Source organism: Actinosynnema sp. NPDC091369 (assembly GCF_044757065.1).
Classification (GTDB): domain Bacteria; phylum Actinomycetota; class Actinomycetes; order Mycobacteriales; family Pseudonocardiaceae; genus Actinosynnema.
In genome coordinates this window covers 239,358-258,045 of record NZ_JBIVUG010000007.1, presented here as the reverse complement: position 1 = coordinate 258,045, position 18,688 = coordinate 239,358, and the positions used below count along the sequence as shown (strand labels likewise).

General features: G+C 73.1%; 20 protein-coding genes. 8 read left to right on the top strand and 12 right to left on the bottom strand.

Annotated features, from left to right (window positions below):
* Positions 1-113: 113 nt before the first annotated feature.
* A complete protein-coding gene (locus ACIQMJ_RS27190; RefSeq protein ID WP_499763820.1) occupies positions 114-617 on the bottom strand; it encodes a carboxymuconolactone decarboxylase family protein in 504 nt (167 codons plus the stop codon).
* Between the two features lie 84 nt (positions 618-701).
* On the opposite strand from ACIQMJ_RS27190, the gene ACIQMJ_RS27185 reads away from it, so the two are divergent.
* Positions 702-1,187 (top strand): MarR family winged helix-turn-helix transcriptional regulator, encoded by a 486-nt coding sequence (locus tag ACIQMJ_RS27185; RefSeq protein ID WP_499763819.1) that lies wholly within the window; start codon positions 702-704, stop codon positions 1,185-1,187.
* 68 nt (positions 1,188-1,255) lie between these two features.
* Here ACIQMJ_RS27185 and ACIQMJ_RS27180 read toward each other — a convergent pair whose 3' ends face one another.
* Positions 1,256-1,585: a hypothetical protein gene (locus tag ACIQMJ_RS27180; RefSeq protein WP_499763818.1), complete on the bottom strand. Its 330-nt coding sequence runs from the start codon at positions 1,583-1,585 to the stop codon at positions 1,256-1,258.
* Positions 1,586-1,996: 411 nt separating this feature from the next.
* On the opposite strand from ACIQMJ_RS27180, the gene ACIQMJ_RS27175 reads away from it, so the two are divergent.
* The gene (locus ACIQMJ_RS27175; RefSeq protein WP_499763817.1) at positions 1,997-2,461 is read left to right on the top strand and encodes a PaaI family thioesterase; all 465 of its coding nucleotides are present in this window, start codon (positions 1,997-1,999) and stop codon (positions 2,459-2,461) included.
* Positions 2,462-2,650: 189 nt separating this feature from the next.
* On the opposite strand, the gene ACIQMJ_RS27170 is transcribed toward ACIQMJ_RS27175, so the two are convergent.
* The 7 genes from ACIQMJ_RS27170 to ACIQMJ_RS27140 form a co-directional block, all read right to left on the bottom strand.
* On the bottom strand, positions 2,651-3,040 hold the full coding sequence (locus ACIQMJ_RS27170; RefSeq protein ID WP_499763922.1) for a carbohydrate-binding protein: 390 nt from the start codon (positions 3,038-3,040) through the stop codon (positions 2,651-2,653).
* Between the two features lie 299 nt (positions 3,041-3,339).
* On the bottom strand, positions 3,340-5,568 hold the full coding sequence (locus ACIQMJ_RS27165; protein WP_499763816.1) for a rhamnogalacturonan lyase family protein: 2,229 nt from the start codon (positions 5,566-5,568) through the stop codon (positions 3,340-3,342).
* A gap of 249 nt (positions 5,569-5,817) precedes the next feature.
* The gene (locus ACIQMJ_RS27160) at positions 5,818-6,966 is read right to left on the bottom strand and encodes a phospholipase domain-containing protein (RefSeq protein WP_499763815.1); all 1,149 of its coding nucleotides are present in this window, start codon (positions 6,964-6,966) and stop codon (positions 5,818-5,820) included.
* Positions 6,967-7,046: 80 nt separating this feature from the next.
* Complete coding sequence (locus ACIQMJ_RS27155; RefSeq protein WP_499763814.1) at positions 7,047-7,226, bottom strand: hypothetical protein; 180 nt, start codon at positions 7,224-7,226, stop codon at positions 7,047-7,049.
* Positions 7,227-7,315: 89 nt separating this feature from the next.
* Positions 7,316-7,804, bottom strand: a complete 489-nt coding sequence (locus ACIQMJ_RS27150) for a (2Fe-2S)-binding protein (protein WP_499763813.1) — start codon at positions 7,802-7,804, stop codon at positions 7,316-7,318.
* Positions 7,801-8,646: an FAD binding domain-containing protein gene (locus ACIQMJ_RS27145; protein WP_499763812.1), complete on the bottom strand. Its 846-nt coding sequence runs from the start codon at positions 8,644-8,646 to the stop codon at positions 7,801-7,803. Before ACIQMJ_RS27145 ends, ACIQMJ_RS27150 begins: the two co-directional genes overlap by 4 nt.
* Positions 8,643-11,012, bottom strand: a complete 2,370-nt coding sequence (locus ACIQMJ_RS27140; RefSeq protein WP_499763811.1) for a xanthine dehydrogenase family protein molybdopterin-binding subunit — start codon at positions 11,010-11,012, stop codon at positions 8,643-8,645. The genes ACIQMJ_RS27145 and ACIQMJ_RS27140 overlap by 4 nt, the downstream gene beginning before the upstream one ends.
* A gap of 485 nt (positions 11,013-11,497) precedes the next feature.
* Between ACIQMJ_RS27140 and ACIQMJ_RS27135 the strand changes: the two genes are divergently transcribed.
* Complete coding sequence (locus ACIQMJ_RS27135) at positions 11,498-11,848, top strand: hypothetical protein (RefSeq protein ID WP_499763810.1); 351 nt, start codon at positions 11,498-11,500, stop codon at positions 11,846-11,848.
* An 18-nt stretch (positions 11,849-11,866) separates the two neighbouring features.
* Here the strand turns inward: ACIQMJ_RS27135 and ACIQMJ_RS27130 are convergent, their stop codons facing one another.
* Complete coding sequence (locus ACIQMJ_RS27130; protein ID WP_499763809.1) at positions 11,867-12,532, bottom strand: DUF4097 family beta strand repeat-containing protein; 666 nt, start codon at positions 12,530-12,532, stop codon at positions 11,867-11,869.
* Positions 12,533-12,651: 119 nt separating this feature from the next.
* The gene (locus ACIQMJ_RS27125) at positions 12,652-13,332 is read right to left on the bottom strand and encodes a TetR/AcrR family transcriptional regulator (protein ID WP_499763808.1); all 681 of its coding nucleotides are present in this window, start codon (positions 13,330-13,332) and stop codon (positions 12,652-12,654) included.
* Positions 13,333-13,399: 67 nt separating this feature from the next.
* On the opposite strand from ACIQMJ_RS27125, the gene ACIQMJ_RS27120 reads away from it, so the two are divergent.
* The 5 genes from ACIQMJ_RS27120 (at position 13,400) to ACIQMJ_RS27100 (ending at position 17,342) form a co-directional block, all read left to right on the top strand.
* The gene (locus ACIQMJ_RS27120; protein ID WP_499763807.1) at positions 13,400-14,509 is read left to right on the top strand and encodes an FAD-dependent oxidoreductase; all 1,110 of its coding nucleotides are present in this window, start codon (positions 13,400-13,402) and stop codon (positions 14,507-14,509) included.
* A gap of 297 nt (positions 14,510-14,806) precedes the next feature.
* A complete protein-coding gene (locus ACIQMJ_RS27115; RefSeq protein ID WP_499763806.1) occupies positions 14,807-15,181 on the top strand; it encodes a hypothetical protein in 375 nt (124 codons plus the stop codon).
* Positions 15,182-15,745: 564 nt separating this feature from the next.
* Positions 15,746-16,069 (top strand): hypothetical protein, encoded by a 324-nt coding sequence (locus tag ACIQMJ_RS27110; protein ID WP_499763805.1) that lies wholly within the window; start codon positions 15,746-15,748, stop codon positions 16,067-16,069.
* Positions 16,070-16,113: 44 nt separating this feature from the next.
* Positions 16,114-16,701, top strand: a complete 588-nt coding sequence (locus tag ACIQMJ_RS27105; protein ID WP_499763804.1) for an RNA polymerase sigma factor — start codon at positions 16,114-16,116, stop codon at positions 16,699-16,701.
* Positions 16,701-17,342, top strand: a complete 642-nt coding sequence (locus ACIQMJ_RS27100; RefSeq protein ID WP_499763803.1) for a hypothetical protein — start codon at positions 16,701-16,703, stop codon at positions 17,340-17,342. The genes ACIQMJ_RS27105 and ACIQMJ_RS27100 overlap by 1 nt, the downstream gene beginning before the upstream one ends.
* A 66-nt stretch (positions 17,343-17,408) precedes the next feature.
* Here the strand turns inward: ACIQMJ_RS27100 and ACIQMJ_RS27095 are convergent, their stop codons facing one another.
* Positions 17,409-18,521, bottom strand: coding sequence for a hypothetical protein (locus tag ACIQMJ_RS27095; protein ID WP_499763802.1), 1,113 nt, complete (start codon positions 18,519-18,521; stop codon positions 17,409-17,411).
* Positions 18,522-18,688 lie beyond the last annotated feature (167 nt).

The window sequence follows — 18,688 nt, the reverse complement described above, 5'->3', positions numbered from 1 at the left end:
GCGCAGCCGCTCCCGGGTCTGCGGGGTGAGCGGGATTCGAGGGCGCACCGGCCCGATGGCCTCCCGCCGCCGAGCGGTGCGGCAGTCGGGGAGGACACCGGGTGGGTGCGCGGTCAGGCGCGCACCAGGCGGTTGCCCAGGGTGGACATCGTGTACGTGCCGATGCCGAGGACCACCTCCAGCGCGTTGCGGGTGGTGAAGCCCGCGTCGAGGAACTCCGCCACCTCGTCCTCCGGCACCTCGCCGGCGGTGGCGAGCACGCGGAGGGTGAAGCGGCGCAGCGTCTCCAGCCGCGCGTCGGCCAGCGGTTGCCCGGTTCGGAGGGCGGCGATCTCCTCCGGCGTGGCGTCCAGGTCGCGGAGCCGGCCGGTGTGCATGGCGACGCAGACCCGGCAGTCGTTGCGGGTGGCGATCGTCATCACCACGACCTCCCGGGCGAGCGGGTCGAGCGTGCTCTTCTCGAACAGCCCGCTGGCGTGCAGGAAGCCGCCGAGCATCTCGGGTGATTCGGCGAGCAGTGCCACGGCCGGGGGCAGGTGGCCCAGGTGCGCGACCGTGGACTCCATGAGCCGCCGCGAGCCGGCGGGGGCGCTGTCGAGCGTGTGCTGAGCGAACACGGGGTACCTCCGGTAAAGTCGTCAACGTGGTTGTCGAAACCGTAAACCAGGTTGTCGAGTTTGTCGAGCGCCGGGACGGCCGTCGTGGTTGACCGGCCCGTTCGGGGTGCCGCCGAGCCGCCGGGCTTCGAGCTGCCGCTGCTGCTGTTCGCCGGGTTCCGGTCGCTGATCGACCAGCTGCACGCCGAGCTGGCCGAGCGCGGGCACCCCGACCTGCGGCCCGCGTACGGGTTCGCGATGCAGGCGATCGGGGTGCGCGGCGCGACCGCCAGCGAAATCGGACGCCGACTGGGCGTCTCCAAGCAGGCAGCCGGCAAGACCGTCGACCGGCTCGCGGCCCTCGGGTACGTCGAACGCGTCGACGACCCCGGCGACGGGCGGCGCAAGCTGATCCGGCTCACCCCCCGCGGGCTCGACTCCCTGGCCCAGGCGGCGGAGGTCTTCGACGAGCTGCGGGCCCGGTGGGTGGCGCAGCTCGGCGCGGACGGGGTCGCGCGACTGGAATCGTCCCTGCGCGTGGTCGTGCCCGACGCCGGGTTCCCGGTCGACGTGCCCGGCTGGTTCGGGTGACCACGGGCACCGCCGGGCGCTGGACCGCGGAGCGCACCGAGGCGTTCCGGGTCTGACGCGTCCCGCGCTCAGCGCCAGGGTTCGGCCGGTGTGCCCCACGTGGTCGGCGCGGCTGCGGCCAGCTCCGCCGCGGCGACCGGCCGTCGTTCGTCGTGCCAGACCGCGGTGAGGGGCGTGTCGAAGGGGAATTCGACGGTGGTCCCGTCCTCGAACGAGATCATCACGTGGGTGTCGGGGCCGGCGGGGTGGTTGTCCAACCACTGCACGTGCACCACGACCGGGGTCAGTGTCGCGCCGGGACCGACGATCCGGTAGCCCTCGTCGACGCGCTGGGAGAGCGTGGGGACGAGGGCGGGCTGCCGGTGCGCCGCACGCTCGTCGCGGTAGTACGTGGCCACGTCGCCGAGGCTAGCGCGAGCCCCGCAGCCGACGAGGGAATTGCGGAGCCCGCCGAACAGTCCCACCCATGATCAACCGGGGACGGAGCGGGCGACCTGTCACGGCTCGGCCAGGCAGGAAGCGCGGTGGCCGCCGGGCGTCGGCGGCCTGCTCGAACGCCGCCGCCATGCGCAGCACCCGGGCGTCGGCCACGAAGGACAGGCCCAGGCGATCCGACCACACCGGACGTCCGACGCCCGGGCTTCCACGTCCCGCGGGTCCGGTCGCCCGACCTGCTGCCGCTGAACCGGTCCGGCCGCACCGGCGCTACGCGGACTACGGCGGCTACCGGGAATCACCCGTCCACGCCTATCCGTGACGACACCGGAGCACGTGCGGGACCGCCTCGTCGTCCGCCTATTGTGGACGCCGTGACCAGCATCCAGGAGCGCCTGTACCCGACCCTGCCGTGCTTCGGCTGCGGCCACGCCAACCCCAACGGCCTGCGACTGCGCAGCTACCCGGCGGAGGACGGGTTGGTGACCGCGACGTTCATGCCGTGGCCGGAGCACGACAACGGACTCGGCTTCCTCAACGGCGGCATCATCTGCACCGTCCTGGACTGCCACAGTGCGGCTGCCGTGATGCTGGAGGCCGAGCAGAGGGGTTGGGAGCCGCTCGGCGACGCCGCGCTGTCCTACGTGACCGCCGGCCTGGACGTCCGCTACCTGCGGCCGTCCCCGCTGACCGATCCGGTGGAGCTGCGGGCCGTGGTCTCGGCGTCGTCCGAGGAGCGGATGACGGTGGACGTCTCGCTCGTGTGGGACGGCAAGACCCGTGCCGAGGCGACGGCGCTGTGGAAGCGGTGGCGGCCCCGGGTCGCGGTAGGCGGCTGAGCTCGGCCGCCGACCGGCGAGCAGACCACAGTGGACGAGGAACACCCGGATCGGGTTCGAGCACCTCGTCCTCCAAGCGAAGGCGCGGCCTCGCCCCTCGGTGTCGTCAACCCGAGCGGGTTGTGGTCGCGCGCGGACTCGCGGTCGGCTGCGCGATCGTCGTGATCGGCTCCGGCACGGGCCGGAGGGTCAGGAGAACTTGATCCAGTTGACGCTGACGTACTCGGAGGGTTGGCCGCTGGTGAACGTCACGTAGACGTCCTGGGTGCCGGTCATGCCCGCCATGTTGGCCGGGATCGTGCGCCAGGACTGCCAGCCGCCGGTGTTGGCGATGGCGAAGCCGCCCACGGGAGTCGCGGTCGGGCTGCCGATGCGCACCTCCACCAGCCCGCTGACCGATCCGCCCGCGCCCGACGCCGCCCGGGCGATGAACTGGGTGGCCGCGGTCGTGCCGAAGCGGACGCCGGAGAAGCGCAGCGAGTCGCCGTTCTCGAGCTTGCCGACGTCCTGGCCGCCGGCGGTGTCCGAGGTGGACTCGACCGTGCCGCCCGACCGCGAGGTGGCCCGCTCCGCCTCGATCTCGGTGTAGGCGCGACCTCCTTGTCACGGCGCGAGCGCTATGAGAGCGATCTCACAACGTCGATGAGAGCGCTCTCATGCAGGAGGCACACTAGGTCGCTCGGCCCTGGTTATACCTCTGTTCGGGTGAGCGGGACACGATCCGCCCTGGTGAGCGGCTTTATCGCTTAAGTGCAGGTGTGCGCGCCGGAGCGGGATGACAGCTTGAGTGCTTAAGTAGTCGAAAGCCTGGCGTCAGCAGCCGCTCGACCTCTGCGTGAGGCCCGCAGCACCCCGACGAGGTGCTGCGGGCCGGTACGTCACCTCTGCTGGTAGGTGATCCTCGGTCGGGGCGGCTGCGCCATGCCCGCGCCGATGAAGTAGTCGGCGTGGTGGGACTGGATGTAGCCCTTGAGCGTCATGGCGTTGCGGTAGGCGGGGTTGTGGGCCAGCGTGTAGAGCCTGGTGGCGGACGGGATGTTCGTGGTGAAGATGATCAGTTCGGTGAAGCTGCCGTTGGTGTAGAGGACTTCTTCACGCCAGTCGCCGAAGATGTCGCCCTGGAGGACGGGGGAGTTGCCCTGGGCGGCGTCGACCGCGCCGTACTGCGAGGTCGTCAGCAGGCGCGGGACCCTGCTGGTGGTCGTGGGGTTGTTCGGGTCCCACTTCTCGAATTTGCCGTCGTTGAGCAGTTCCATGGTGGTGTCGCCGTCCCAGTACAGGCCCAGCTGCGGCCACGGCTGCAACGTCGTGTCGGACTGGGTGAGGCGGTTGGTGGCCGCGTTGTAGAGGCCGTCGAACGACCAGACCTCCATGCCGGGGTGGCGCGGGTCGACGTCGCCCGCCATGCCGCGCCCCACGTCGGCGACGCCGGAGCCGGTGTGGCGCCAGATGATGCTGCCGTTGGCCGCGTTGTAGTAGTACTCGCGCAGGCCGCTGGGGTTGTCCTGCTGGACGGCGTAGCCCTCCAGGCCGGGGCGGTTCGGGTCGAGGTCGGTGATGTGGAAGCGGTCGCCGTGCACGACGCCGGCCGGGCCGAGGGAGTAGCGCAGGGTGCCGTCGCCGTTGAGCACGAACCCGATCTCGGCGACCTCGTCGCGGCCGTCGCCGTCCACGTCGATGATGCGGGTGTTGTGGCCGTCGGGCAGGTTCTGGTTGCCCCGCAGGAACTTCCACTGCATGGTCAGCGCGTTGCCGGTGAAGCGCCAGGCGGTGAACATGAGGTTGAAGTCGCCGCTGCCGATGCGGTTCTTCATGAACGCCACCAGGCTCGGGTTGACGCCGTCGAGGTAGCCCACGCCGAAGCGGGCGTACATCGGGCCGTCGGCCAGGTAGTCGGTGGGCACCTGGGCGGTGGCGCGGGGCGCGCCGGTCATGCCGTCGAGGATCGCGATGTGCTGGCGGTTGTTGTCGCTGTCGGTGAACCGCACGCCGTTGCCGAACGTGACTCCGTTGGCGATGCGCACCGCGACCTCGGCGCGTCCGTCGCCGTCGAGGTCCTGGACCGTGACACCGTCGTTGTGGCCGACGTCGATGGTGGCCGAACCACCCTCGATGTTGTTCTGGTCGGTGCTGTTCGGGCCCATGTCGACCTGCCAGAGAAACCGACCGTCACGGCGGTAGGCTTCGATCTTCTGCGGCGAGGTCTGCCGGTCCAGCACGTAGTCGTACTCGCCGTCGCCGTCGAGGTCGCCGACCCAGAGGAACTTGACCGCGCCGCCGCTGCGCAGCGGCACGCGGACCACCGGCTCGGTCGCGGCGTTGGCGCGCAGGGTGAACGCGCCGCTGGGCGACTGCTCCGCGCCGTTGACGACCGGGCGGACGCGGTAGGTGTTCGACTGCGCCAGGTTCGCCGTCGAGTCGACGTAGTTGGTGCCTCCGGTCAGCACCGATCCGTTGATCCTGACCTCGGCGCCCCCGCCGGTGGAGCGGTAGACGTTGAAGCCGATCCCGCTCGGGTCCAGGCCGAGCAGCCGCCACGAGACCAGCACCTGGTTGCTGCCCGAGCGCACCGCGACGACGCCGCGGCCGAGGCTCTCCATCCGCCGGGCCGTCGGGTCGCCGCTGCCGTCCGCGGTGGTGGCGTCCAGGTAGTCGACGTTGGGCAACCCGCCCGAGGTGGTCGCGGCGAGCCGGACGGTGTTGCCGCCGGCGTTCACCGGCACGGTCAACGTCCGGGTGGCCCAGGTGTTCCAGCCGCCGGTGCTGTCGAACGCCACGCCGGCGTGGCGCACCGTGCCGTTGACGCTGATGTCGGCCGGCCGGCCGACGGTGTTGCCGTTGGCGTAGCGGATGTCCAGGGTCGCGGTGCCGGCGCTCGCCGCGGTGACGGTGAACTGGGCCGAAGCGCCGACGGCGCCGGCGCTGTCGCAGAACCCGGTGCCGGAGTAGCCGGAGTGGTTCGACGCGATGGTCCCGTCGCACGTGGCGGACTCCGCCTCGTAGCGGACGGTCGCGGCGTGGGCCGGTGAGGTGGACACCGCGGTGATCGCGGCGACGGCGAAGGTCGCGACGGAAGCTGCGACGGACGCCCTTGTCAGTCGTTTCATTCGATGCCCTCGGGTGAGTGGTGGAGGCGGCGGAACGAGGCGCGCGTGGTCGTCGACCAACTGCCCGGTGATGACCGGATCAAGACGGAGCGAGGTGTCGAAGTCGCCCCGCACCGACCGCGTCCGGTCCCGGCGGAGCTGCCGGAGGCGACCCGGCCGAGGATAAAACGTTTACATGACGGCGTCAACGACTGGGGTTGCACCGTCGTGTGCCACGCTCTTTGTGCGATTGGAAACGTTTACAGCCACTTACCCGGCAACCGACTCTTGTGGACGGCGAAAAAGTTGCGCTACGGTGCCCTGGGAGCGCTCCCGGACGTGCCGACCCGGCACTCGACCGGTCGACGCTTCGGTCTTGTTCGCGCGGTGGTGACCAGGAGGTGGACGGACTCGAACCACGCTTGCGTCGTCGTTGCGGGGCCAGGAGTCGGCCCGCCGGGAGTGCGTGCGCGGTCGCCGGCTCTCAGCCGGTGAGACCGGGGTCGCTGAGGCTCGGTGCCCCGGTCTCGACGTGGCCGCGGAAGCGCAGCCGCGGCCGAGGGACGGCTCGGCGGTGACGGTGAGGTCGTACCAGCCCGTGCCGGGTTCGCAGGGCAGGTCGTGCGTGCTGGTCCGGTCGCGGGCCGGCGTCGTGGTCGTGACGCCGCCCGCGAGGGTGTCGGTGATGGTGATCGTCCGGGTGAAGGGCGAGGTGTCGGTGACGGTCAGGCGCACCTGGCGGGTGTCGGCGCGGTGCAGCGCGTGGACGCGGATGTCGGCGGCGTCGGTGAACTGGCGCAGGTAGCCGTTCGGCCCGTGGACGCGCACGTCGTGGCTGAGCCACCGGTCCGACAGGTGCTTGCCCGGCTCCACCGTGTAGGTCCGCGGCGGGCTGGGCGGGTTGGCGGCGGTGACGTGGAAGGTGGCGCCGGTGGTGCCGTGGTTGGCGAAGGTGACGGTCACGTGGTCGCGGTCGGCGTCGCAGTCGGAGGCCAGGTCGTGGGGCAGGGGACGGGCGTAGCGCCGGCCCGGTTCCTGCCGGGACAGCACCTGGTGCTCGGGGTGCTCGGGGAACACGTCGGGGTGCCGGTCCCGGTCGGGCGGCCGGTAGCCACTCGTGTCGGGCAGGGGCGGCAGGGCGGTGTCGGCGCGGGCGAAGTCGAAGGCGGAGGTGAGGTCGCCGCAGACCTGCCTGCGCCACGGCGTGATGTTGGGTTCGAGGACGCCGAAGCGGGTCTCCAGGAAGCGGATGATCGAGGTGTGGTCGACCACCTCCGAGCAGACCCAGCCGCCGGTGCTCCAGGGCGAGACGACCAGCAGGGGGATGCGGGGGCCGAGGCCGTACGGGCCGTCACCGTGCTCGCCGCGGTGGACCTCGCCCGTGGTGTCCACAGTGGACGCGCCGGCTGCCCGTCCCACGGTGACGGCGGCACGACGTGGTCGAAGAACCCGCCGTTCTCGTCGTAGGGAGTCACGTAGGCGACCTACCCGGCGGACGGTCAACCGCACGGCGGGGCGGACGTGCCGGGCACGTTCACCTTCACGCCTCCGCCCACCTGGTCGGAGGTCGCCGCGTACCGGTACTCCTTCGACTGGTCGGAGCCGCACACCGAGGTCGCCGCCGGTCCCGACGGCACCGCGACGATCACGTGGACGCCGCCGGCGGCCGGTTGGTACACCCTGAGCGTCTACGCGGTCCGGCCGGACGGGAGCGTCGGCACCTACGACGCCACGTACTCGTTCGGCGTCGCCTGGCCCCGATCGCGGATCAGGCTCCGGGCGGGGGCGGCGGGCTGCCGTCGTCCCCGCCCCGCGCGGCGTCGGCGATGGCCGTGACGATGGCGTGGTAGCCGGTGCAGCGGCAGAGGTTGCCGGCGATCGCCGTGCGGATCTCGGCCTCGGTCGGCGCCGGGTTGTCGCGCAGGAGTTCCGCGGCCACCGCGAGCATCCCCGGCGTGCAGAACCCGCATTGCAGGGCGTGGTGACGGCGGAAGGACTCCTGGAGGGGGTTCAGGGACGTGGTCGCCATGCCCTCCACCGTGGTGATGTCGGAACCCTCCGCCTGGACGGCCAGGACGCAGCACGACCGGGCCGTGGCGCCGTCCAGCAGGACCGTGCACGAGCCGCACGCGCCCTGCTCGCAGCCGACGTGCACGCCGGTGAGGCCCAGGTCGCGGCGGAGGAAGTCGGCGAGCGTGCGCCGCGGTTCGCAATCGCCCGACCGGGTCTGGCCGTTCACGGTCACGGTGATCCTCACCCGGCCACCGCCTCTCGCAACGCCCTGCGGGTGAGCACGGCCGCCATGTCACGGCGGTACGCGGCCGGCGCGTGCACGTCGTCGACCGGGTCCGTCGCGGCGGCTGCCGCCTCGGCCGCCGTCGCCAGCACGTCGGGCGTGGGTGCTCGGCCGCGCAGGAGGTCTTCCGCCGCACGGGCCCGGATCGGGGTGGGCCCCGCACCGGCCACGGCGATGCGGGCGTCGGTGACGACTCCGTCGGACAGCACGACCGACGTGAACACCGCCGTGATCGCCAGGTCGTTGGGGCGCCGGCTCAGCTCGGCCAGGCCGTGCCGGGCCGTCGACGGCGGCAGCGGGACGCGGATGCCGGTGAGGAGCTCGTCGGGCGCCAGGGCGGTGCGGTGGCGGCCGAGGAAGAAGTCACGCGCGGCCACGACCCTCGTCCCGTCCGGGCCCAGCACCGAGAAGACCGCGTCCAGGGCCAGGAAGACCGCGGGCAGCTCCGCTGCCGGGTCGGCGTGCGCGACGCTGCCGCCCACGGTGCCGCGGTTGCGCACGGACACGTGGCCGACGTGCGTCAGGGCCTCGGCCAGCAGCGGCACGGCCCGCCGCACGACCGGGGACGTCTCGGCGGCGCGCAACCGGGTCAGCGCGCCGAGCACCAGCGCCGGGCCGTCCTGCTCGATGCCGGTCAACGGCAGCCGGGACACGTCGACCACGACCTCCGGCCGCCGCGACCGCGCGTTCAGCAGCGGGACCAGGCTCTGGCCGCCCGCCAGCGCCACCGCGCCGTCCCGCAGCGCCTCCACGGCCGTCTCCGCGCTGGTCGCCCGGACGTAGTCGAAGGGCGCGGCCTTCACCGGGCGCTCCCGGCGCGGATCGCGGCCAGCAGGTCCGGCGGTGTGATCGGCAGCGACGTGATCCGCACGCCGAACTCCGAGAGCGCGTCCTCGACGGCGTGCGCGATGGCCGCCCCGCCGCCGATCACCCCGGCCTCCCCGGCGCCCTTGAAGCCGCCCGGGATGTGGTCGGCGGGTGTCTCCATGTGGCTGATCCCGAACGGCGGCACCACGGTCGCCGTCGGCAGCAGGTACTCGGCGAACGACCGGGTCAGCGCCTCGCCCGACGGGCTGTGGGTCAGCCGCTCGTACAGCGCGCCGCCGATGGCCTGCGCCGCGCCGCCCTGGAGCTGGCCGTCCACGATCATCGGGTTGATCACCGTGCCGCAGTCGTGCGCGATGAGGTAGCCCAGGAGGTCCACCGCGCCGGTCTCCACGTCGACGGAGGCGAGCACGGCCGTGCAGCCGAACGCCGTGGCGACGTTCACCGGGTCGTACACCTCCCGCTCGTGCAGCGTCGGCGCTTCGTCCTCGGGCAGCACGCCGTGGGGCCGCCGGTAGGCCGCGTCCCCGATGTCGGCGAAGCTCACGCTCCGCCCCGGCACGCCCTTGACCGACACCACCCCCTCGGAGATCACCAGGTCGTCCGGGGAAGCCTCGAACACGTGCGCGGCGATGCGCAGCACCTTGGCCCGCAGGCGGGTGGCGGCGTTGAGCACGGCCGCGCCACCCACGGCGGCGGCCCGGCTGGCCGCTGTGCCGTACCCCGTGTACGGGGCGGAGTCGGTGTCGCCGGAGACGACCGTGACGTGGTCCAGCGGCACGTCCAGGACGTGCGCCGCGACCTGCGCCAGCGCCGTGTGGATGCCCTGCCCCATGGACGTCTGCCCGGTGTGGACGCTGACGTGCCCGGTCGAGTCGATGCGCACCGCGGCCTCGTCGAACCCGGAGTGGTCCAGGCCCGACATGTTCACGATCCGGGACGGCGCGAACGCCGACACCTCGTTGTGGAAGGCGTAGCCGATGCCGATGTGCGCGCCCCGGGCCCGCGCGTCGGCCACCTGCCGCGCCCACCCGGCCCGGTGCACGGCGTCGCGGCACAGGTCGAGGCACTCGGCGTACCGACCGCTGTCGTAGACGAACACCGGGCTCTGGTGCGGGAAGTCGGTCACGAAGTTGCGCCGCCGCACGTCGTGCGGGTCCAGCCCCAGGTGCCGGGCGAGGGCTTCCACCATGTGCTCGTGCACGAAGTTCGCCTTGGGCAGCCCGTACCCGCGGTAGGCGCCGTAGGGGGTCTTGTTGGTGACGACGCCGACGACGTCCACCTCGACCGCGGGGATGGCGTACGGCCCGGCCAGCACGGCCGCCGTCGTCCAGACCGGGCTCAGGCCGACCATGCTGAAGTGCGCGCCCAGCACGCCGTGCACGGTGCCCCGCAGGCCGGTGATCGTGCCGTCCGCGCGGGCCGCCAGCTCGACGTCGATGCGCTGCTCCCGCGCGTGCACGGTGGCGACGAAGCTCTCCCGCCGGTCCTCGAGGTACTTCACCGGCCGCCCGGACACCCGCGACAGCACGGCGGCCACGACCTCGTCGCCGTAGAAGCCCGACTTGTTGCCGAAACCGCCGCCGATGTCGGGCACGCGCACCCGCACCCTGTCCACCGCCACGCCCAGCACCTCGGCGAACAGCTCGCGGACCAGGTGCGGGCTCTGGGTGTTGAGCCACACGTCCAGGTGCGAGGTGAACGGGTCCCACGTCGCGACCACGCCGCGCGTCTCCAGCGGCGCGCCCAGCTGCCGGGCGAAGCGGAACGTCTCCCGCAGCACCACGTCCGCCCGTGCGAACGCGGCCTCCACGTCGCCCTGCGCCACCACCGTGCGGCCCGCCACGTTGTCCGGCCAGTCCTCGTGCAGCCGGGGCGCGTCCGGCGCGAGCGCCTGCTCCAGCGTCGTCACGGCGGGCAGCGGCGCGTACTCGACGTCGATCAGCTCCAGCGCGTCCTCCGCCGTGGCCCGGTCGACCGCCGCGACGGCCGCGACCCCGTGGCCGCTGTAGAGCACCTTGTCGACGGCGAGCGGGTAGGCCACCGGTTCCGGCGCGCCGGGCGCGACCCGCCAGATCACCGGCTGCGGTCGCCGGACCAGCGACCGCACCTGCGCGCCCGTGACCACGGCGGCCACCCCGGGGTGCGCGGCCGCCGCCGCAGTGTCGACGCGCACGATCCGGGCGTGCGGGTGCGGGCTGCGCAGGATCGCCGCCTCCAGCAGCCCGGGCGGTCGCACGTCGTCGATGAACACGGCCCGCCCGGTGAGCAGCCGCACGTCCTCCGCACGGCTCACCCGCGCACCGATCAGCCCTCCGCCCACGGTCACCCCCCGGTCGTCCACCCCACCCTGGCACCGTCCGGTGGAGCGGGGAAGCGCTCAGTCGGGTTACAACGGGGACCGTCGCGGCCTGGCACGGGACGCGCCGAGCCCGCTCACACGTGCTGCGGGCGACTCCCGGACCCGCTCGGCCGGCCGTGCACCTTCCGCCGCCGCGCACCGCCGACCACCCCGGTGCGCGCTTTCCGCTGTTCGCGTGACATGAGCGGGCAAGGCTGGTGAGTCGTCGACCGATCGTGGAAAGCTGCCGGGCGTCTGAGGCACGGAAGGGGTCTCATGCGGCGACTTCTTCCGCTACTGCGGCCTGCCCACCTTCGCCCGGCACGTCCCGGTCGAGCTCGGCGCGATGCGGGGCCGAAGTCGTTCCGGGTGGCGGGTGAGCTGACTCAGCTATTCCCGGTCGGCCTACGAGTACATGGTGGACAACGCCCGCATCGGGGCCGAGCGCGCCGGCCGTGACGTGTCCACTTCGGACTGGGGAGGCATGGGTGGTGTTCGCGACCGGCCCGGACGGGCGTGCCGCGGAGAACGCCGCCAGGGCGGTGGTCGACCCCGCGTCCCTGACCGACATCGTCGCCTCGGTGGCCGCGGGCCGACTCGACCGGGCGTTCGAGCTGACCCCGCCCGAGCCGGCGGACCGGCTGTCGATCTCCGGCACGCCGGAGGAGTGCGCGGAGGAGCTCACCGACCGGCGTCGACCACCTGGTCTCGCCATCACCGACGCGGCGCCGGCGAAGGCGTTCTCCGGCACGGACCTGCCCGGTGTGGCCACGATGCGCGAGCAACTGCGCCTCGTGCACGACCACGTGATGCCGGTGCTCGGCGTCCACAGCTCCTGACCGGGCCCGGGTCGCCCGTCACAGGCCGCGGGCCACGATGTCGCCGTACGAGGTGGTGGCGCGGATGTCGAGTTCGGCGGGGCCGTCGTTCCCGAGCGTGTTGGTGATGCGCCCGCCGCCGGTGCCGGCGTCCAGGGTGGCCGAGACGCCGGCCGCGGCGCCGATCGTGATGTCGCCGCACCGGGTGCTCAGCTCGACGGTGCCGCGCACGGCCTCGGCGATCCGGATGTCACCCCTCGCCGTGCTGATCTCGGCGGGGCCCGCCAGGCGGCCGATCTCGACGTCGCCGTCCACCGCGGTGAGGCGGACGCGGGCGGCTTCGTCGAGCGTGATCCGGCGGTACGCGCCGTCGAAGGCGACGTCACCGAGCCGGCCTTCGCCGCGCAGCTCGCACCCGGCGGCCCTGGCCTCGACGCGGGACCCGGCGGGCAGTCCGACGGTGACGTCCACGGCCCCGGACGGGCCGAAGATCCGGTTCCCGGGCACCTCGGCGTCGATCCGCAGCACACCGTCGGCGTAGTCGACCCTGGTCCGCTCCGCCGCCTTCACGTCCCGGCTCCTCGACGGGTCCGCCGGGGAGATCCCGACCACGGTGTCCGGCCGGTCGGTGGCGATGAACCGGACGCGCCCGGCGGGGACGTCCAGGACGGCGGAGATCGGGGTGGGGGTGTCGAACTTCGGCATCGTGCTCTCCCGGCGGTCGTCGGTGGCTCCCGTGATCGGTGGTCGATCACGGGAACCACGATCGCCCGCCGTCCTGACAGGGCACCGCCACCGTGCTGACACCGCGGTCGCGGGCCGTGTCAGCCGGGGACGCGGGCCGCGATGCCGTCGAGGATGAGGTCCAGACCGGCGCGGAACATCTGGTCGGCGTCCAGGTGGGGGCCGTCGCGGACCATGGCGGCCAGCGCGGGGAACCGGCCGGTGGCGAAGGTCCGCTCCAGGTAGGGGCCGGAGGCGGCCTGCCACTGGCGCTCGTCCATCCCGGAGGTGCGTTCGGCGCGCCGCTCGGTGATCTCGCGCCGCACCGCGCCGATCACGTAGGCGTTGACCGCGGCGACCGCCGGGACGACGGTGGCCAGGTCGACGCCGTCCATCGCGGCCAGCACGGCCTCCCCGGTGGCCAGCGTGTTCGGTCCGAGCTGGGGTCGCCCGCCGATGAGGTCGGCGAGCCACTCGTGCTGCCGGACGACGTGCCGGGTGGTGTCGGCGAGGGAGCGCAGCACCTCCCGCCACCCGTCGCCGGTCGGCCGGACGTCGGCGTAGACCGCGTCGACCATCAGGTCGAGCAGCTCCTCCTTGGTGGCGATGTAGCCGTAGAGCCGCATCGGCCCGACGTCCAGCACCGCGGCGACCTTGCGCAGCGACACCGCGTCCAGGCCGTCCGCGTCGGCGAGCCGGATCGCCGCGCGCACGATCCGCTCCCGGCTCAGCGGGGCGGGCGTCGGTCGATCCGGCGGCTCCGGCCGCTCCCACACCAGCATGACGGTGACAATACAGCGTCGGCCGCTGATACAGTGTATCGACACGATACAGTGAATTGAGGCAGTCATGACCATCGCGATCATCGGAGCCGGACTGGGTGGGCTCACCCTCGCCCGGGTGCTGCACGTGCACGGCATCGACGCCGTGGTGCACGAACGCGAACCGTCACGCGACGCGCGCGGCCAGGGCGGCATGCTCGACATCCACTCCGGCCAGCGGGCGCTGCGCGAGGCCGGACTGATCGGCGGGTTCTTCCGGATCGCCCGCGGCGAGGGGCAGGACATGCGCCTGCTCGAACCGGACGGCACCCTGCTGCTCCAGGAGGACACACCCGACGACGCCCCGCTCACCCGGCTCGAGGTCGACCGCGCCGACCTGCGCGACCTGCTGCTGGACGCCCTCCCCGGCGGAACGGTGCGGTGGGGCCACGCGTTCCGGTCCGCCGCCGACGGCGTCGTGCGCTTCGCCGACGGCAGCACGGCGACGTACGACCTGCTGGTCGGCGCGGACGGCGCGCAGTCCCGGGTCCGCGCGCTGGTGACCGACGCCCGCCCGGCGCACATCGGCCAGCACGTCGTGGAGGTCGGCATCCCCGACGTCGACCGCACGCACCCCGACCTCGCCGCGATGGTCGGGCGCGGCAACTACTGGGTGCTCGGCGACGGGATGTCGCTGGCGGCGCAGCGCAACGGCGACGGCCGCGTGCGCATCGGCCTGAGCTTCTACCGCACCGACGAGGACTGGTTCGCCACCAGCGGGATCCCGTTCGACGACCCGCCCGCCGCCCGGGCGCGGCTGATCGACCTGCTCCGGGGCTGGGACCCGCGGTTCACCGCGTTGGTCGCGGCCTGCGACGACACGGTCCAGCCGCGGTCGATCAGCTCCCTCCCGGTCGGGTTGACCTGGCCGTCGAGGCCGGACGTCACGCTCGTCGGCGACGCCGCGCACCTGATGCCGCCGGTGGGGGAGGGCGCCAACATGGCGCTGCTCGACGGTGCGGTGCTCGGTCTCGCGCTGGCCGCCCACCGGGACGACTTCCCCGCCGCGGTCCGGGAGTACGAGCGCGAGATGTTCGAGCGCACCGGCGCGGCCGCCCGGATGTCCGCGGACATCCAGGAGCTGCTGACGGCCCCGAACGCCGCCCGGAGGATGCTCGCGTTCTTCCAACCCGGCTGACGCAGCCCGGACGGGCGGTGATCGGGGCGGGGAACCCGTCCCGCACGTCCGGCCGACCGGCCCTCCGGCCCGGTGTCCCTGCGGGCGACGCCGGCGCGATGGCAGAGAAGGCGGGTGCCGAGAAGCCGGAACGGGAGTCCGAACGCCACCGCCGCGTTCCGAACCCCGCCGCGAACCGGCTGTCCTCGGGCGGCCCTGCCGCGAGCCGGTTGTCCTCGGGCGACCTCGCCGCCACGACGAGTAGCCGCCCGCCTTCGCCGGCTGATGGCGACGACCTGCGCGGACGGGGGAGGACGGGTGCGCGAACCGAGTGCTGCTCACCGGGCGGGGCAACCCCGGCGGAACCACCGCGCCACACCCACCTCCGCCCCCGGCAGCCCGTTGGCCGGCCTGCAACGCCAGGCGGGTAACCTGGCGGTGACCGCGCTCGTGCGCGGCGAGGTGCCCGTCCAGCGCGCGGTGGTGGCGAACTACGCGGAGATCCGGAGCAGGCTGCGGCCCGGGACGTTCGGCTGGGTGAGCGACAGCGACGAGTACTGGATCACCAGGCAGCTCATCGGCATCCCGCCGGTCGACTTCCACGACACCGTCACCCGGATGCAGGCGTCCGACGCCTGCAGCGTCGCGGGGTCGCTCATCGCGCGGGTCGAGCGCTCAGGGACGGCCGGATGACCGCCGAGGAGCAGCTCACCCACCGGCGCAGGCTCGACTGGGTGCGCTCGCCCGGTGACGCCGACCAGGCGTTCACCGCCCTGCGGGGTCTGCCCGACGCCGACCCGAACGCGGTGCTGCGGGCGATCCCCGCCGCCGAGTACGAGACCCGGTCCCGACTGCTCGGACCGCGCACCGACCCGGGCGAGCTGCGGTTCCTCCAGACCGTCGAGGTCATCGCGCAGGGCACCTCGGAGGCCGACCTGGCCGCTCGGCAGCGCGCGTTCCTGCTCCGGCAGGCGCAGGCCCGGGGCACGACTCTGGAGCAGTTCCTGCGCGGCGAAGCGGCCACCCGGGGGGTACGGCGGGCGGCGCGCCCTGTGGTGGCCCTCGTCGCGGCCCGCCGAGCAGCAGCGCCGGCAGCGGCGGTTCACCGCGGCGCTCGGGCGGGTCCGCACCGCCGCACCGCCCGAGGTCCTGGCCGTCCTCACCGCGGCCGAGGGCGACCCCGCCAACGTCTTCGAGAACATCGCCCACGAACTGGGCGGGCACCGCGACTACGGCCGGGAACTGGCGTGGGACGTCATGCTCGACGCCACCACCCCGGCCGAACGCGCGGCCGCGACGGCCGGTGGCCAGGCCCTCTACTCGGCCTACGGGTACCTGGAGACGGAGCTGTACGCGGAACTGCGCGAGCTGCCGTTCCGGGTGCCGGGCAGCCGCGGCGACGAGCCCGAGCACGACGTGGAGGACCTCCTGCGCCAGCTCCACGCGTCCTACGAGGCGAGTGCGGGAGCCGTGGTCGTGCGGGCGTTCCGCCGCCGCGTCGCGCACGACCCGCGGATCGTCCCGGCCGCACTGGCCCTGTACGACCGCAGGGCCCGGCTGGTGTTCGGCATCGCGTTCTGACCCCGCCCCGTAACGGGATCGGGGCATCCCGGCAACCATGGGGTGTGAGCGAGACATTGGCAGACGCGGTGGCCGGCCACGTGGAACCACGACGGCACCCACCGCCCCGGGAACGAGCCGGCGCCGCCGCCGAGTTCGAGAAGGTCTACCGGGCGCACGTCGGCCCGATCACCGCCTACTTCGCGCGGCGCAGCTCGGACCCACAGACCGTGGCCGACCTGACCGCGGACACCTTCGTCCGGGCGATCACCTCGTTCGCCACGTTCGACCCGGTGAGGGGGAGCGCCCGGGCGTGGCTGTTCGGCATCGCGGGCCGGGTCTTCGCCGGGCACTGCGAGGCGCACAGCAGGCGTGGCGACAGCACGCGGCGGATCGCCGGGCTGCGCGCGCTCGACGCCGACGCGGTGGAGGACCTGGTGGATCGCATCGACGCCGAGCAGGCGGGGGGAGCGCTGCTCGCCAGACTGGCCGAACTGCCCCGGCTCGACCGCGAGGTCGTGGAGCTGGTGGATCTTGACGGCCTGAGCCCGAAGGAAGCCGCCGAGGCGCTGGGCGTCTCGGCGGGCGCGCTGCGCATCCGACTGTTCCGGGCCCGAGCGACACTGCGGAAGACGACAGGGATGGAACGATGATGGCCAAGTTCGAGGACCAGCTCTTCGACGACCTGATGCGCACCCACGGAGCCGCGCTGGACGCCGTGCCGGACCGCCCGACGACAGCGCGGCGCGGCGTCGGCCGCACGCTGGGCATCGGCGGCGCGGTGCTGGGCGCGGCGGGCGTGATCGCGCTGACCGGCACGGTGCTCACCGGCGGCGCCCCCGCCTACGCGGTCACCAAGGGAGCCGACGGCGTGGTGGAGGTGTCGATCAGCGACATCACCGGCGTGACCGGGGCGAACGAGGAGCTGCGCAGGCTGGGCGTGCGGGCGGTCGCCGTGCCGATGCGCGACGGGTGCGTCGACCTGGCGAGCCTGCCGGTGGACACCGCCAGTCGGGGCACCGGGATCACGTCGTCCACGGAGTCGGTGGACGGCGCGCAGACCGGCTCGATGAAGTTCGACGCCGACGAGATCCCCGAGGGTGACACGTTGCTGCTGGCGGCGACCCAGTCGGCCGACAGCCTCACCCTGGGAGCCGCGTTGATCCGGGGTGCGGCACCGGAGTGCGTGAGCGCCCCGCAGCCGCACGAGGGCGACCTGCCGAACGGGGAGCAGGGCCGGGAAGTCCGGCCGGACGCGCCCACCGGAAGCGCGGTCGAGCAGAGCGGCAGGTAGGTCCCGTGGAGAACGCCCTGGGAGCGCGCGTCGGCGCTCCCAGGGCGTTCCACCGTGCACCAGTGGTCACGCCACGCCGCAGTTCGGCCGGTACACCATGCGGTTGGCGCAGGTCGCGAGGTTCCAGTTGGTCGCCAGGAACGACCCGGCCGGCGGGTTCGGGTGGAAGTAGTCGTTGACGTTGCAGTCCCAGTAGTAGTCCAGGTTCCCGTTCGGGGACGGGCACACGTTCGAGCGGTAGTTGCCCGAACGGGGGCCGCCGTCCTTGTAGCACATGACATCGGCGTCGTCGTTGCAGTGCCCGGCGCCGGAGGTGTTGGGCGTGTTCGGGAGCACCGCGCCCATCGAGTGCCCCTGCTCGTGCAGCATGTAGGTGAAGGGGCAGCGCCCGTAGACCACCGCGATGCCGGGCGCGTTGTTGACGGAGTTCTCGACGCCGGGCCGCGTGTCGCCGCTGCCGTAGGCGACACCGCCGCCGCAACCGCCGTCGCCCCAGTACACGACGTTGTCCTGACCGGTGATCCGCTGGCCCTGGCGCGCGACCTCCTGGTCGATGGCGCTGATGTCGCTGTTGTTGTGGCTGCTGCGCAGGACCCGGACGGCGGGCTGGCCCGCGGAGTCGCACGCGACGCGCAGCGACAGGTCGCCGCCGTACTGCGCGGCGCGGTTCGACACCATCTCGTTGGACTGGACGAAGTGCTGCCGGATCAGGGGAACCATCGTCGCCGACGCGTCGGGCGCACCGGCGGGGATCATGTAGACGAGTTGGATCCGGTAAGAGTCCGGAGCGCAGTGGTGGGCACGCGCGGCGAGGGCCGTGATCGCCGGGGACACCACGTCCCGCGCACCCTTGTGCTCGGCGGTCGGGGCGTCGACGTGGGTCACCTGGTCGCCGTGCGCGGTGCGCACCTTGAACTGGCCGTTGCCCAACGCGCACACGCGTTCGCCCAACCCGGCCTCGGGCACGAACTCGTCGGCGCGGTGACAACGCGCCTGGGCTTGCGCCGACTGCCCGTGCGAATGCGGAGCAGTGCCCGCGGCGTGGGTGTGGTCATCGAGGGAATGACCGGGATCGGCGACGGGAAATGGTGCGCCGGCGGCGGGACCGCCGGGCAGTGCCAGGACGGCGGCGACGGTCACGGCGGACGCGATCACCGCGCAGAGCTTCCTCGTGGACACTCAGACCTCCGGGAAACGGGCAGGGTCGGGTGGGCCGGGCCGGATGGCGACGGCCGAAAAGGCGGCGGCTGAGCACTACGCGGAGTGGAGAAACCGCGCGATCACAAAAGGACGGCGTGGTGGGCCGGGAAGGACGGCAACGCCGTCCTGCTTATCGGGTCACGTAT